The 14,517-nt window shown below is 73.5% G+C and carries 11 protein-coding genes; 3 read left to right on the top strand and 8 right to left on the bottom strand.

All coding sequences use genetic code 11. The features are described from left to right. Positions 1-19: 19 nt before the first annotated feature. Positions 20-5,539: a pullulanase-type alpha-1,6-glucosidase gene (pulA, locus tag ABEB07_RS09675; RefSeq protein ID WP_345667879.1), complete on the top strand. Its 5,520-nt coding sequence runs from the start codon at positions 20-22 to the stop codon at positions 5,537-5,539. Between the two features lie 123 nt (positions 5,540-5,662). After that, on the top strand, positions 5,663-6,022 hold the full coding sequence (locus ABEB07_RS09680; protein ID WP_345667880.1) for a 5-carboxymethyl-2-hydroxymuconate Delta-isomerase: 360 nt from the start codon (positions 5,663-5,665) through the stop codon (positions 6,020-6,022). Between the two features lie 32 nt (positions 6,023-6,054). Here the strand turns inward: ABEB07_RS09680 and ABEB07_RS09685 are convergent, their stop codons facing one another. The 3 genes from ABEB07_RS09685 to ABEB07_RS09695 form a co-directional block, all read right to left on the bottom strand. Then, on the bottom strand, positions 6,055-6,744 hold the full coding sequence (locus tag ABEB07_RS09685) for a TetR/AcrR family transcriptional regulator (protein ID WP_176148691.1): 690 nt from the start codon (positions 6,742-6,744) through the stop codon (positions 6,055-6,057). 66 nt (positions 6,745-6,810) lie between these two features. Then, positions 6,811-8,727 carry a hypothetical protein gene (locus tag ABEB07_RS09690; protein WP_345667881.1) on the bottom strand — a complete coding sequence of 639 codons (1,917 nt, stop codon included), beginning with the start codon at positions 8,725-8,727 and terminating at the stop codon, positions 6,811-6,813. Between the two features lie 50 nt (positions 8,728-8,777). Next, positions 8,778-9,296 (bottom strand): tetratricopeptide repeat protein, encoded by a 519-nt coding sequence (locus ABEB07_RS09695; RefSeq protein WP_345667882.1) that lies wholly within the window; start codon positions 9,294-9,296, stop codon positions 8,778-8,780. 101 nt (positions 9,297-9,397) lie between these two features. On the opposite strand from ABEB07_RS09695, the gene ABEB07_RS09700 reads away from it, so the two are divergent. Continuing rightward, on the top strand, positions 9,398-9,802 hold the full coding sequence (locus tag ABEB07_RS09700; protein WP_176151918.1) for a hypothetical protein: 405 nt from the start codon (positions 9,398-9,400) through the stop codon (positions 9,800-9,802). Positions 9,803-9,878: 76 nt separating this feature from the next. On the opposite strand, the gene ABEB07_RS09705 is transcribed toward ABEB07_RS09700, so the two are convergent. The 5 genes from ABEB07_RS09705 to ABEB07_RS09725 all read right to left on the bottom strand — a co-directional run bounded on the left by ABEB07_RS09705 (position 9,879) and on the right by ABEB07_RS09725 (position 14,415). Further along, the gene (locus ABEB07_RS09705; RefSeq protein ID WP_345667883.1) at positions 9,879-11,360 is read right to left on the bottom strand and encodes a DUF1996 domain-containing protein; all 1,482 of its coding nucleotides are present in this window, start codon (positions 11,358-11,360) and stop codon (positions 9,879-9,881) included. Positions 11,361-11,480: 120 nt separating this feature from the next. Beyond that, on the bottom strand, positions 11,481-12,134 hold the full coding sequence (locus tag ABEB07_RS09710; RefSeq protein ID WP_345667884.1) for a response regulator transcription factor: 654 nt from the start codon (positions 12,132-12,134) through the stop codon (positions 11,481-11,483). Further along, positions 12,119-13,375, bottom strand: coding sequence for a sensor histidine kinase (locus ABEB07_RS09715; protein ID WP_345667885.1), 1,257 nt, complete (start codon positions 13,373-13,375; stop codon positions 12,119-12,121). The genes ABEB07_RS09710 and ABEB07_RS09715 overlap by 16 nt, the downstream gene beginning before the upstream one ends. A 188-nt stretch (positions 13,376-13,563) precedes the next feature. Beyond that, on the bottom strand, positions 13,564-14,172 hold the full coding sequence (locus ABEB07_RS09720) for a winged helix-turn-helix domain-containing protein (protein WP_176148686.1): 609 nt from the start codon (positions 14,170-14,172) through the stop codon (positions 13,564-13,566). A gap of 120 nt (positions 14,173-14,292) precedes the next feature. After that, the gene (locus tag ABEB07_RS09725; protein ID WP_275404886.1) at positions 14,293-14,415 is read right to left on the bottom strand and encodes a hypothetical protein; all 123 of its coding nucleotides are present in this window, start codon (positions 14,413-14,415) and stop codon (positions 14,293-14,295) included. Positions 14,416-14,517 lie beyond the last annotated feature (102 nt).

Raw genomic sequence — 14,517 nt, forward strand, 5'->3', positions numbered from 1 at the left:
TCGCAAGGAGTTCTCGCCTGTGATACCGAGATGGCCGGCGCCGCCCCGAAGGCGCCGCAACACCCAGGACGCACCGGGCCGGCAAGGCCAGCAGGGTCGGCAGGGCCGGCAAGGCGGGCAGGGCCGGCAAGGCGGGCAGGGCCGGCAAGGCGGGCAGGGCCGGCACCCGGCGCGGGTCGCGGCCGTCGCCGCCGCCGCGCTCGCCGCCGCCCTCCTCCAGCCGGTGGCCGCCAGGGCGGCCACCCCGCCCGCGCCCCCGTCGGACGCGAAGCTCGCCGCGCAGCCCGCCCGGCACGACGACACCCGCGAGCAGTTCTACTTCGTCATGCCGGACCGCTTCGCCAACGGGAACAAGGCCAACGACCGGGGCGGACTGACCGGCTCCCGCCTCGCCACCGGCTACGACCCCACCGACAAGGGCTTCTACCAGGGCGGCGACCTCAAGGGCCTGACCGACCGGCTCGACTACATCAAGGGCCTGGGCACTACCGCCATCTGGCTGGCGCCGATCTTCAAGAACCAGCCCGTGCAGGGCAGCGGCAAGGACGCCTCCGCCGGCTACCACGGGTACTGGATCACCGACTTCACCCAGGTCGACCCGCACTTCGGCACCAACGCGGACCTGACGCGGCTGATCGCCAAGGCGCACGCCAAGGGCATGAAGGTCTTCTTCGACGTCATCACCAACCACACCGCCGACGTCGTCGACTACCAGGGGCAGTCCCACGACTACCTGTCCAAGGGCGCCTTCCCGTATCTCACCGAGGACGGCCGGCCCTTCGACGACGCCGACTACGCGGCCGGCGGCAAGAAGTTCCCCGCCGTCGGCGCCTCCTCCTTCCCCTACACGCCGACCGTTCCGGCCGCGAAGAAGAACGCCAAGGTCCCGGCCTGGCTCAACGACCCGACGATGTACCACAACCGGGGCGACTCCACCTACAGCGGCGAGAACGCCACCTACGGCGACTTCTCCGGCCTGGACGACCTGTGGACCGAGCGTCCCGAGGTCGTCAGCGGCATGGAGAAGATCTACGAGCGCTGGGTGAGGGACTTCGGCGTCGACGGCTTCCGCGTCGACACCGTCAAGCACGTGGACACCGCGTTCTGGACGCAGTGGGCGACCGCGCTCGACGCCTACGCCGCCGCCCGCGGCCGCGAGAACTTCTTCATGTTCGGCGAGGTCTACTCCGCCGACACCTCCGTCACCGCCCCCTACGTCACCCAGGGCCGCCTGGACGCCACGCTCGACTTCCCCTTCCAGGACGCGGCCCGCGCCTACGTCTCCCAGGGCGGCAGCGCCAGGAAGCTCGCGAGCGTCTTCGGCGACGACTACAAGTACACGACCGACAAGGCCAACGCCTACGAGCAGGTCACCTTCCTCGGCAACCACGACATGGGCCGCATCGGGTACTTCCTCAAGCAGGACGACCCGAAGGCCACCGACGCCCAGCTCCTCGCCAAGGACAAGCTCGCCAACGAGCTGATGTTCCTCAGCCGCGGCAACCCCGTCGTCTACTACGGCGACGAACAGGGCTTCACCGGCGCCGGCGGCGACAAGGACGCCCGCCAGACCATGTTCGCCTCGAAGGTCGCCGACTACCTCGCCGACGACGAGATCGGCACCGACCGCACCCACGCCAGCGACAGCTACGACACCAGGGCGCCGCTGTACCGCCAGATCGCCGAGCTGGCCGAGCTCCGCAAGGACAACCCGGCCCTCACCGACGGGGTCCAGAGCGAGCGCTACGCCGCCGACGGCCCCGGCGTCTACGCCTTCACCCGCACCGACGCCCGCAGCGGCGCCGAGTACGTCGTCGCCGTCAACAACGCCGGCCAGGCGAAGACCGCTGCCTTCGCCACCGGCTCCGCCCGGATGACCTACCGCGGCGTCTACGGCACCAAGGACACCGTCACCTCGGACGCCGACCGCCAGGTCACCGTCACCGTCCCGGCCGGCGCCGCCGTCGTACTGAAGGCGACCGGCCGCCTCGACGCCCCGGCCGCCAGGCCGTCCCTCACCCTGACCGCGCCCGCCGCGGGCGCCACCGGCACCGTCGAGCCGAGCGCCGACGTGCGCGGCGGACAGCTCGACCGGGTCGTCTTCGCCGCCCAGGTCGGCGACGGCCCCTGGACGGTCCTCGGCTCCGCCGACCACGCCCCCTACAAGGTCACCCAGACCCTCGCCCCGACCGTGCCGGCCGGCACCGCGCTGCGCTACAAGGCGGTCGTCGTCGACTCGGCCGGGCACACCGCGAGCGCCACCGCCGGCTCCACCACCGGCGCCCCGCCGGCCCCCGAGGTCCCCACCGCCGCCTCCCGCGACCACGCGATCGTCCACTACAAGCGCACCGACGGCGACTACGACGACTGGGGCCTGTACGCCTGGGGCGACCTCGCCGACGGGGAGACCACCACCTGGCCCGCCGCCCACCCCTTCACCGGCCGGGACGCCTACGGCGCCTTCGCCTACGTGAAGCTGAAGCCCGGCGCCTCGAACGTCAGCTTCCTCGTCATCGACAAGGACGGGAACAAGGACGTCTCCGCCGACCGGTCCATCGACGTCACCAAGACCGGCGAGGTGTGGATCGAGCAGGGCGAGGACGCCGTACGCACCACCCGGCCCGCCGGCTATCCCGCCGAGGACACCACCAAGGCGGTCCTCCACTACCACCGCGCCGACGGCGACTACGCCGGCTGGGGACTGCACGTGTGGACGGGCGCGGCCGAACCCACCGACTGGGCGAAACCCCTCATGCCGGTGAAGACTGACTCCTATGGCGCGGTCTTCGAGGTACCGCTCACCGACGGTGCCGTCTCCCTCAGCTACATCCTCCACAAGGGAGACGAGAAGGACTCGCCCAGCGACCGGTCCCTCGACCTCAAGGCCGCGAACGGCCACGAGGTGTGGCTCGTGAGCGGGCAGGAGCAGCCCCTGCTGCCGCAGCCCGAGGGCAGCGCCGCCGCCCTGGACCTCACCACCTCCAAGGCGGTCTGGATCGACCGCGACACGGTCGCCCTCAACGGCTCGGCCGCCGCCGCCTCCACCCAGCTCCTGTACTCCGGCGACGGCTCGCTCACCGTCAAGGACGGGGCGCTGACCAGCGACGACGAACGCTGGCTGCGGCTGGCGAAGACCACCCTCACCGACGCCCAGAAGGCGAAGTTCCCGCACCTGAAGGACTACACCGCCTACTCCGTCGACCCGCGCGACCGGGGCCGCGTCACCGAGGCCCTGCGCGGCCAGGTCGTCGCCTCCCAGCGCACCGCCGACGGGGCCGTGCTCACGGCCACCGGCGTCCAGCTCGCCGGCGTCCTCGACGACGTCTACGGCGCCGCCGCCGAGGCGCACCTCGGCCCGGTCTTCCATCAGGGCCGGCCCACCCTGAGCGTGTGGGCGCCGACCGCGCGGAACGTGGCCCTGGAACTGGACGGCAGGGCCGTCGCCATGCGCCGCGACGACACCACCGGCGTCTGGTCCGTCACCGGCCCCGCCTCCTGGAAGAACAAGCCCTACCGGTACGTCGTCACCGTGTGGGCGCCCTCCGTGCGCCGGATCGTCGTCAACAAGGTCACCGACCCCTACTCGCTCGCCCTCACCGCGAACAGCGAGCGCAGCCTCGTCACCGACCTGGACGACAAGGCGCTCGCCCCCAGCGGCTGGTCGCACCTCGCCAAGCCCAAGGCCGTACCGCTGCGCGACGCGCAGATCCAGGAACTGCACATCCGCGACTTCTCCGTCGCCGACCCCACCGTCCCGGCCGCGGACCGGGGCACCTACCTCGCCTTCACCGACACGAACGCCGACGGCAGCAAGCACCTGCGCGAACTGGCCCGGGCGGGCACCTCCTACGTCCACCTGCTGCCGGCCTTCGACATCGCCACCATCCCCGAGAAGAAGGCCGACCAGGCCACCCCCGGCTGCGACCTCGCCGCCCTCCCCGCCGACTCCGACCGGCAGCAGTCCTGCGTCGCCGAGACCGCCGCCAAGGACGCCTACAACTGGGGCTACGACCCCTACCACTACACGGTCCCCGAGGGCTCCTACGCCACCGACCCGGACGGCGCCGCCCGCACCGTGCAGTTCCGGCGGATGGTCCAGGCCCTCAACCAGGACGGCCTGCGCGTCGTCATGGACGTGGTCTACAACCACACCGCCGCCAGCGGCCAGGCCGACACCTCCGTGCTCGACAAGGTCGTCCCCGGCTACTACCAGCGGCTGCTGGCCGACGGCTCGGTCGCGAACAGCACCTGCTGCGCCAACACCGCGACCGAGAACACCATGATGGGCAAGCTCGTCGTGGACTCGATCGTCACCTGGGCCAAGGAGTACAAGGTCGACGGCTTCCGCTTCGACCTCATGGGCCACCACCCCAAGGCCAACATCCTCGCCGTCCGCAAGGCCCTCGACGCGCTCACCCCCGCCAAGGACGGCGTCGACGGCAAGAAGATCATCCTGTACGGCGAGGGCTGGAACTTCGGCGAGGTCGCCGACGACGCCCGCTTCGTCCAGGCCACCCAGAAGAACATGGCCGGCACCGGCATCGCCACCTTCTCCGACCGGGCCCGCGACGCGGTGCGCGGCGGCAGCCCCTTCGACGCCGACCCCGGCGTCCAGGGCTTCGCCTCCGGCCTCTACACCGACCCCAACTCCTCCACCGCCAACGGCACCGAGGCCGAGCAGAAGGCCCGGCTGCTGCACTACCAGAACCTGATCAAGGTCGGCCTGAGCGGCAACCTCGCCGCCTACCGCTTCACCGACACCGACGGCAAGGAGGTCACCGGCGCCGGGATCGACTACAACGGCGCGCCCGCCGGATACGCCGACGCCCCCGGCGACGCCCTCGCCTACGTCGACGCCCACGACAACGAGTCCCTGTTCGACGCGCTCACCTACAAGCTGCCCGCCGCGACCTCCGCCGCCGACCGGGCCCGCATGCAGGTCCTGGCGATGGCGACGGCCGCGCTCTCCCAGGGACCGGCGCTCTCCCAGGCCGGCACCGACCTGCTGCGCTCCAAGTCGCTGGACCGCAACTCCTTCGACAGCGGCGACTGGTTCAACGCCGTCCACTGGAACTGCGCCGACGGCAACGGCTTCGGCCGCGGCCTGCCCATGGCCGCCGACAACCAGGACAAGTGGCCCTACGCCAAGCCGCTGCTGACCTCCGTCACGGTGGGCTGCCCCCAGATCCAGGGCGCCTCGGCCGCCTACCGCGACCTGCTGCGCATCCGCACCACGGAAGGGGCGTTCTCCCTGGCCACGGCCGCGCAGGTGCAGTCGAAGCTGTCCTTCCCGCTGTCCGGCGCGGACGAGACACCCGGGGTGATCACCATGCGGCTGGGCGACCTGGTCGTGGTGTTCAACGCGACGCCCGAGCAGCAGCGGCAGCGCGTGACGGCGCTGGCCGGCACCGGCTACCGGCTGCACCCGGTGCAGGCCGCCGGCGCGGACCCGGTGGTGAAGACCTCCTCCTACGCGGCGGCGACCGGGACGTTCACCGTTCCGGCCCGCACGGTGGCGGTGTTCACCCGGGGCGCGTGAGCGCGGGAGAGGCACATCGGGGGGCGGGCCGTGAGACGGTCCGCCCCCTTTCCCGGCCGCGAACTAGGGTGAGGCCGACACGGTGGAACCCGACGCCGTGGCACCCCGAGGAGTGGAGCCCCCATGCCGCAGATCACCGTCGACTACTCGGCCGAGCTGGCGGACGGCTTCGACCGGCCCGGCTTCGCGCGGGCGCTGCACGAGGCCACCGTGGAGATCGCCGGCGCCCGGCAGCCGGCCTGCAAGACGCTGTTCCGTCCCGCCGAGGACACCGTGGTCGGCCCCGACGGCGACGGCCACGCCATCGTCCACGTGCGGGTCGGGCTGCTGGCCGGACGCACCGAGGAGGCCAAGGCGACCCTCGCCGAGGCCGCGCTCGAACTGCTCCGCCGGCACCTCAAGCCCCGCGAGGGCGTGACGCTGCACGCGTCGGCCGAGGTCGAAGACCTCGACGCGTCCTACCGGAAGTTCGACGGCGAGTAAGGCGGGCCGGGCGGTCTCAGGACGTCAGGACGTCAGGACGCCAGGACGACGAGCCGGGTGGCCAGGTCGCCGAACGGGCCCTGGCCAGGCTCGCCCTTGAGCACCTCGCGCAGCAGCGCGGCCAGTTCGGCGTCGTGACAGGCGCCGACGGCGGCCAGCGCCGCGAAGTCGTGCACCAGCTGGACCTCCAGATCGGCCCGCGGGATGCGCCGGCCGTCCAGCCAGATCAGCGCCGTCGACTCCGCCAGCGAGATCCACGACCGGACGACCAGCTCAAGGCGCGCGGGCGGCTCGGCGACCTGGAGATGGGCGAGGATCTGCTCGTAGGCGGCCTGCCGTACCGAGTCGACGAGCGCGTTGGCGGTGGTCGAGCCGACCGCCGGGCCGCCGCGCATCAGGGCCGAGAAACCGGGGCCGTGCTCGTCCACGAAGTCGAAGAAGCGGCGCATCACCCGCAGCAGCCGCGCCCCCAGCGGCCCTTCGCGGGGTTCCACGAACCGGCCGGCCAGATCCTCCGCGGCACGCTTCAACGCGGCCTCGTACAGGCTGAGTTTGCCGGGGAAGTAGTGGTAGACCAGCGGGCGCGAGATACCGGCCGCCGACGCTATCTCGTCGATGGACACATCGTCGGGCGAGCGGCGGCTGAACAGTTCGAGGGCGACGCCGATCAACTGCTGCCGCCGTTCCTCGACTCCCATTCTGCGACGGACCCCGGTAGTCATGCCGACACCCTACCGACCAGGTCCCCGGCCGGGACCGCCCGGTCGGGGACCTGGCCGGCGGGCGGGCTAGCGCAGCATGCCGACGGTGCGGCCGTCGTCCAGCGTGCCCGTCAGCTCCGGCCGCAGGCCCTTCTTCGCCGGTACGGCGAGCACATTGCCCCGGGCGGTCGCGGCGACGCCGTGGGAGGCGGTGATCGACTCGGTGTGCGAGCCGCCCGCGGCCAGCAGGTACCAGGAGCCGGACTCCGACTTCCACAACGCCCCGGCCAGTACCTGCGGTTCGCGCGCGCCGCACGCGGTCACGTCGGTGGACCGGGCCACCGCCGCCCCGGAGCGCACGCCGGGGAGGCGGAGTTGGGCCAGCACCTGGGCGCCGGTGCCGCGCCAGGTGTCGGCGCGGGTGCACACCCACGCGGCCGTGCCGCTCTCCTCGGGCAGCTCCTGCTCGGCGTACTGCCAGGCGTTGACCGACCGCACGCCCTGCGACCGCAGCACCGACAGCGAGCAGGCGAACGGCGCCCAGGTGCGCCCCGCCGCCTCGCCGGACGCGTCGCGCGGCGCGGTCGGGCGGCCGGTGGTGAGGCGGGCGGGCGTCAACTCGCCCAGGTCGCCGAGGACATAAGCGCCGAAGTCGCCGGTCAGGCGCAGCGCGTGCCACGAGGTGCAGGCGCCCGCGCGGACGGCCGGACCGGCCAGCGGGGCGGTGACGCCGTCCCGGACGGCGAGCGCCGACGGCGCGGAGTCCGCGGTCCGCAGGTCCTGCCGCGCGGCCGCCTTCACCCAGGGGGCGGTCAGATAGCGGACGTTGCCGTCGGCGCGGTTCAGCACCGCCGCGGCCGCCTCCGCGCCCGTCGCGCCGTCCACCCGGGCCAGGTCCAGCGCGGCGGCGGACGCGGAGCCCTTCGGCTCGGCGTAGCGGGCCAGGCGCAGCCCGTCGTACAGGAGCACCACACGGGCGCCGTCCACGTCACCCGCGTACAGCAGCTGCGGCGGTCCGGCGGGGCCGCCGGTGGCGGTGCCGGGGGTGGCCGAGAGCCGGACGGAGGCGCCGGGGCGGGCCCAGACGGCGAGGGCGCGGCGCAGCAGGGCGGTGTCGCCGGTGCGGTCACCGCGCGCGGGCCACGCGGCGAAGTCCAGCCGCGCCGAGGTGCGCCAAGCGGTGGGGGAGACGCGGGTCAGCTTCGCCGGGTCGAGGGCGGCCTCGGCGGAGGCGTTGCGCGCGTAGACGGGGGCGGCGGCGCCGTCCCGGCCCCAGCCGCCGTCGGGCAGCGCGGCCAGCGTGCCGCACACGGCGACGGCCGCGGCGGCGGCCAGCACCGCCTTGCCGCGCTGCCTGCGCCGCAGCAGGTCGGTGGGGCGGGCCTGGAGCGAGCAGGGGTCGAACTCGGGGGAGGCGAGCAGCGCGGCACGGTCCGGGACGCGCTCGGCCTGGCGCACCGCGGTCCCGGGGTCGGCGACGCCCGCCGCCGACAGCACGCGCCGCACCGTGTCCTCGGGGAGCCGTTCGAGGCCGCGCAGGACGTAGGCGGCGCGGGCCGGGCCGGTCAGCGCGGCGAGCTGCTGGTCCAGGGCGAGTTCGTCGGCGCCGCCGGAGCGCGGGAACAGCCTCAGGCCCCACACCTGGGGCAGCAGCGGCGGCAGTCCGGCGCGCCGGGCGCGCCGGCCGCGGCGGCGGGGCGGGTCGGTCGCCAGCGCCGTGCGGAGCACCTGGTGGCGGAGGAAGGCGTAGGCCGGGTCGGCGCCGGGGCCCGCCGTGCCGTCCGGCGGCACGGTCGCCGGGGTGCGGCCCCTGGGCAGCGCGCGCTGGACCAGGGAGTGCGCGGTGAGCACCCGGCGGCCGCGGCCGAGGGCCGGCGGCAGCAGCAGGTAGGCGAGCCGGACGAGCCGCGGGTAGTGCTCGACGAGCGCGGCCTCGGCCTGCCCGACGTCGAGCACCGGCGCGGAGGCGGACGGGGGGCGCGGGGCGACATCCTGTGACTGCACGTTCAGCAGAACGAGCGAATCGGCGGTTGGTCACCGCGCGAGCGGCCCCGTCAGCCTTCCGGCTCCACCAGGAGGCGGGCGTAGTTCGCGGTGGAGCGCTGGTAGCGGGGCAGATGGGGGGCGAGGGCGCCGAGGGTGAGGGACAGGGCCTCGCGTTCGCGGCCGAGGTCGGCCAGGCACAGGGCCAGGAAGGCGCGGACCGCGTCGTCCAACTCGTCGGACGGGGCGAGCAGTTCGGGGGTGAGCAGCTTGACGCCCTCGGCCGGCCGGCCGGTGTTGCGCAGCGAGCTGGAGAGCTGGATCTTCGCCCGGCGGCCCCGGTAGCCGTCCAGTCCGGCGTCCAGCGCGGCGCGGTAGAGCGGCACGGCACGGTCCGAGTGGCCGGTGGAGTCCCAGGCGCAGCCCTGTTCGAACAGGGCCACGGGGCTGCCGGGCGGCAACTCGGCGGTGAGCGCGTCGATCACCGCCCGGAACTCGGCGGCGCTGTCCTCGGAGTACTCGTCGATGCGGGCCCAGGCGGCGGCCACGCGGTCTTCCCAGTCCTGGTTCACCGGCCCACCTTCGCACAAGTGTGCCGGTGAAGCCCATGGTTTGAGCGCCGCGCCCGGTACGTCCGTATGGAGGGCGACGACTGACGTCATGCGTTGAGCGGAGGAACCAGATGAGCCGGATGAGGGTGACACGGCCGATGCCGGCGGTGGCCGGTGCGGCGGCGCTGCTGGCGCTGGCGGGCTGCGGCTCCGGCGGCGCCGCGGCGGCGAAGACGCCGCCGACGGCGACCGGCAGCCTGGAGAGCCTGGCCGCCGAGGTGAAGTGCGCGCCCGACATCCAGACCGACGCCGACACCATCCGCCAGGCCATCTGCGCGGGCGCGAGCGGGAAGTTCGTCCTCGCCACCTTCTCCACCGACCGCGGCCAGCGCGAGTGGATCGACGAGGCCAAGGACTACGGCGGCTTCTACCTGGTGGGCCGCAAGTGGGTCGCGGTGGGCGACGACGGCGTGGTCCACGCGCTGCGCGGCACCCTCGGCGGCGACGTGGAGGCCGGCGCCGACCACCACGCGCACACCGGCTGACGGCACCGCACGCGCGAGGCCGGTGGCGGGTCCTCCCGCCACCGGCCCGTTCCGTCTCCGTCTCAGCCGGACGCGGCTAGCACATCCGCCCGGAGTTGAGGCAGCCGGCGATCTTGTTCGCCAGGCCGCCCCTGGTCACGGCGATGAAGTCGTCGTGGTCGGTGATCGCCTTGTGCAACTGCTCGGGGAAGCCGTCGACGGCGTAGGCGTTCTTCACCTGGCCGTTTCGCACCACCGGCCGCGGCACGCCGTAGACCAGCCGCATCGTCAGCTGCGGGATCGCCTTGAAGCCGTTCTGGCAGCGGCCCGAGGCGTCCGCGAAGGCGACGTGGGTGCGGTGGTTGGCGCTGTCGGTGTTCTGGCCGTCCCAGCAGCTCTGGAAGGCGAAGCTGCGCACCACGTCGCTGCCGCGCGGGCAGATCGGGTACTTGTCGGTCAGCTGCACCTTGTTCTCGAAGCCGGTGCAGCTCCAGTGCGCGTTGGCGTTGGCCGTGCCGTTGGTGAAGGCCTTGGCGTCGCCGGTGATGACGCGCAGGAACTGCGGCATCGCCACCACCTTGCTCGTCGCGCTGCCGACGTACTTGATCTGCGCCTGCTTGGCGACCAGGATCCGGCCGACGTTGCCCTCCTTGCCGCCGCCGTCCGCGTTCTGGTCGAAGTCCCGCGTGCCGTCCTGCACCCGCACCACCGGCCAGTAGTACGCCGACAGGTCGTTCTTGTTCTGGCAGCTCGTGCCGCCCTGGAGGAAGGTGTCGTTCGAGGAGAACGCGTTCACCTTCTGGTTGCCGACGTAGTCGTGCAGGTGGTGGGCGCCGTTGGTCACGCCGGGGGCCACGATCACGTTGTCGGTGTTGTGGTTGGCGTTGGCGTTCACCCCGCAGCGGGTGGTGAAGGCGCCGGTGGACGCGTCGCGCGTCCGGCGCGGCTTGGCCGGGACGTTGGGCTGGACCTTGGTGATGTCGACGAAGTCGGCCGCGGAGGGGCCGTTGCCGGCCTGGCCGCCGGAGCCCTGCTGCTGACCGCCGTTGCCCTGCTGCTGGCCGTCGCCGCCCTGGCCGCCGCCGGCGTTCGTCCGGTCGCCGGCGGCCGGGGAGCCGGTGCACGCCGTCAGGTCGTCGAGGTCGCCGGGTGCGGTGCCGCCGGCCCGGTCGATCTCCAGCCGGATCCGGTCGAAGATCACCTTCCGCCGGTCCTTGAGCGGGCCCAGGATGCCGTTCTGGACGAAGCTCGCGTCCTGGGCCTGGGCGTCCCGCGTGGTCGCCAGGCGCTGGTAGGCATCGGTGATCTGGCGGTCCAGACTGGCCAGTTCGCCGTCCACCTCGGTGCGGGCCCGGCCGGGCACGTCGGTGAGCTTCTGGCCGACGTCCGGGCAGGAGATCGTCGCCACCTGCGCGCCGGCCGCCTTGGTCCGGTTCCCCCACGCGTCGTTGTGCGACTCGTGGGCGGATGCGTAGAAGTTCGCCCAGATCAGCCCGCCCCCGCCGAGCGCTAGGGCCGCCGCTGCGGCGATGGCCTTGGTGGCCGGCGACGTACGGCGTTTTCGTGTGTTGCGTCCCATGGAACTCCTCTGACTTCCTTGGCGGGGCAGCATCGAGGCGCCCGACAGGAGTGAAGCGGCCCCCTTCCATACGGGCGCCGCCGCAGAGGTGTTCAACCGGAACACGGATCGACCGCGGGCTCAGCCGTCCCGGTCGAGATGCGCCAGGACGGCCAGCACGCGCCGGTTGTCGTCGTCCGAGACCTCAAGTCCCAGCTTGGCGAAGATGTTGGAGGTGTGTTTCGCGATCGCCCGCTCCGTGACGACGAGTTGAGCGGCGATCGCGGTGTTGGAACGGCCCTGCGCCATCAGCTCCAGCACCTCCAGTTCGCGCGGGGTGAGCCGCGACAGCGGCCGGTCCCGGTCCGCGCGCCGGGCCAGCAACTGCTGGATGACCTGCGGGTCCATGGCGGTGCCGCCGGCCGCGACCCGGCGTACCGCGTCCACGAACTGGGCCGCGTCGAACACCCGGTCCTTGAGCAGGTAGCCCACCGCGCCGCTGCCGTCCGCCAGCAACTCCCGCGCGTACAGCTGCTCCACGTGCTGGGAGAGGACCAGCACCGGCAGGCCCGGCCGCTCCCGGCGGGCGCGCAGCGCGCACTGGAGCCCCTCGTCGGTGTGGGTGGGCGGCAGCCGTACGTCGACCACCGCCACGTCAGGATTCAACTCGGCCAGAGCACGGTCCAGTTCCGGCCCGGACTCGACGGCCGCCACGATCTCGAAGCCGTGGGCCTCCAGCAGCCGGACCAGCCCGTCGCGCAGCAGGAAGAGATCTTCGGCTAGGACAACGCGCACGGAATCTCCAGGGTCGCCATGGTGGGACCGCCCGCGGGACTGCTGACGGCCAGGATGCCGTCGAATGTACCGAGCCGCCGCTCGACCCCGGCCAGCCCGGAGCCCGGCGTGATCACGGCGCCGCCCGCGCCGTTGTCGGTGACGGCGACGCGCAGCATGCCGTCGGCGTGGTGCAGGTCGACCCAGATCCGGTCCGCGCCGGAGTGCTTGACGGCGTTGGTGAGCACCTCGCTGACGGCGAAGTACGCCGCCGACTCCACCGGCGCTTCGGCGCGGCCGGGCAGGTTCACGCTCACCTCCGTGGCGAGCGGCAGCCGCAGCGCCAACGCCCGTACGGCGTCGCCCAGTCCGCGTTCGGCGAGGACCGGCGGGTGGATGCCGCGCACCAGGTCGCGCAGCTCGCCGAGGGCCGCCACCGAGTTCTGGCGGGCCTGCGCGACGAGCCGGCGGGCCTGCTCCGGGTCCTTGTCGAGGAGCGCCTCGATGGTGCCCAGGTCCATGCCCATGGCCACCAGCCGGGCCTGCGCCCCGTCGTGCAGATCGCGTTCGATGCGCCGCAGCTCGGCGGCCGAGGTGTCGACGGCGTCGCGCCGTGTCTCGGTCAGCTCCTCCACCCGGCGGTTCAGCGCGTCCGCGTCCGACGGGGCGAGCTGGCCGCGGGTGAGCCGGAAGTGCGCGCGCACCAGCGCCGGGTTCCAGCGCAGCGCGGCGGCCAGCCAGCCGCAGCCGACGACGCCCGCGGCCAGGGCGGAGACCTGCCCGGTGACCGGCACGAACTGGTACCAGTACGTGCCGTCCGCGGCCACCAGCGGCCGCCACAGTCCGACGGCGACCAGGATGCCGAACACGCCCTCGGCGAGCATGCCGGGCGCGAGGACGGCGACGGCCGCGCCCGCCACCTCGTCCACGAACAGCCAGCGCAGGTCCCGCCAGGTCGCGGGGTCGCCCAGCAGCAGCCAGGTCAGCCGCGGCCCGGCGAGCGGTCCGCCGCCCGCGGCCGGCGGCAGCGGACGGTAGCGGGCGGCCGGGATGCGCACGTCCGACCAGCGCGCGGCCAGCCGCCTGCGCCGCTCGGCGTGGGCGCGCACCAGGAACAGGACCGAGGGGGTGGTCAGCAGGCCGACGCCCAGCGGGACGAAGGCGATCGACAGCACGGCCAGCACGCCGAGCGCGAGCGACCCCGTCCACCCCATCAGCGCGAGCGCCAGTCCTCGCCCGCCCGCCACCAGCGCGTTCCTCATCCGTGCCCCATGCATGGCCCCACCCCTCCCGGTTCGCGACCAGTCTGCCGGGTGCGCGCGGCGCGGGTCAGGGGGACGGCACCCGGCCGGGGGTGTACCTGACGCCACCCTCCGTCCGCTCACTCGGTGGGCGGACGGACAGGTCCACGGCAGGTCTACGGACGGGCTTGGCCGGGTGCGGCGGGCGGTCAGCCGGCGGTCGGCGGGGCGTACTTGTAGCCCACGCGCCGCACGGTCTGGATCGTCCTGCGGTGCTCGGCGCCGAGCTTGCGGCGCAGCCGGGCGACGTGGACGTCGACGGTGCGCCCGTCGCCCACATGGCCGTAGCCCCAGACGGTGGTGACCAGCTGGTCGCGGGTATGCACCCGGTGCGGATGCGCGACCAGATGCGCCAGCAGCTCGAACTCCAGGTAGGTCAGGTCGAGTTGGCGGCCGGCTACCTGGGCGGTGCGGCGGGCCGCGTCGATGCGCACCAGCGGTTCGCCGGCCTCGGCGGCGGCCGCCCGCTCCTCCTCGGGCCGCGGCTGGTCGGGCACCGCCACCGGCGGGAGGTGCGGCTGCTGGTCGGCCGGGACGAGGACCAGGTAGCCGATCATCGGCGGCCGGCCGGGCAGGACCGGCAGGGTGTGCTGGGGGGCGGGCAGCCAGGTGGCGCCCGGCGGCAGGAAGTCCGCCACGTCCACCACCTCGTCCCGGTCCACGGCTCGCAGCCGGTGCCGCGGTGCGGCGGCCGGAGCGGCGGGCGCGGGGTCGGGGGCGGGGAGGGCGGCGGTGGTCAGGGAACGAGTGGTCGCCATGAGAGGTCAGCTCTTTCGCGCGAGGAGTTCGTCGGAAGGAGCGACGGCCGCGATTCGTGGTCGGGGCGCGCCGCGGGACGTACGTCGTTGCGCGCTGGCCGAAGGCCGGGGTGTACGGCTTTAGAGGGCCCGCGCGTTCGTCGCGCGGCAACACACCCGGTCGAAGTCGTGGTGCTGACGGGACGGCCAGAACGGCTCCAGGTCGTGGCGACCTGTCGCGTGCTGCTTCTGGATACCGGCCATGCCTCCATTGAAGCAGAGACCCGGCCCGGCGAGGACCCTCCTCTCACTGCTTGGACGTTTCCTTGGCGTGAAGTTGACGCCGTGTGGGTCGCTCGACCAGGC

The sequence above is a fragment of the Streptomyces similanensis genome, from assembly GCF_039543625.1.
In the GTDB taxonomy this organism is placed as follows: domain Bacteria; phylum Actinomycetota; class Actinomycetes; order Streptomycetales; family Streptomycetaceae; genus Streptomyces; species Streptomyces similanensis.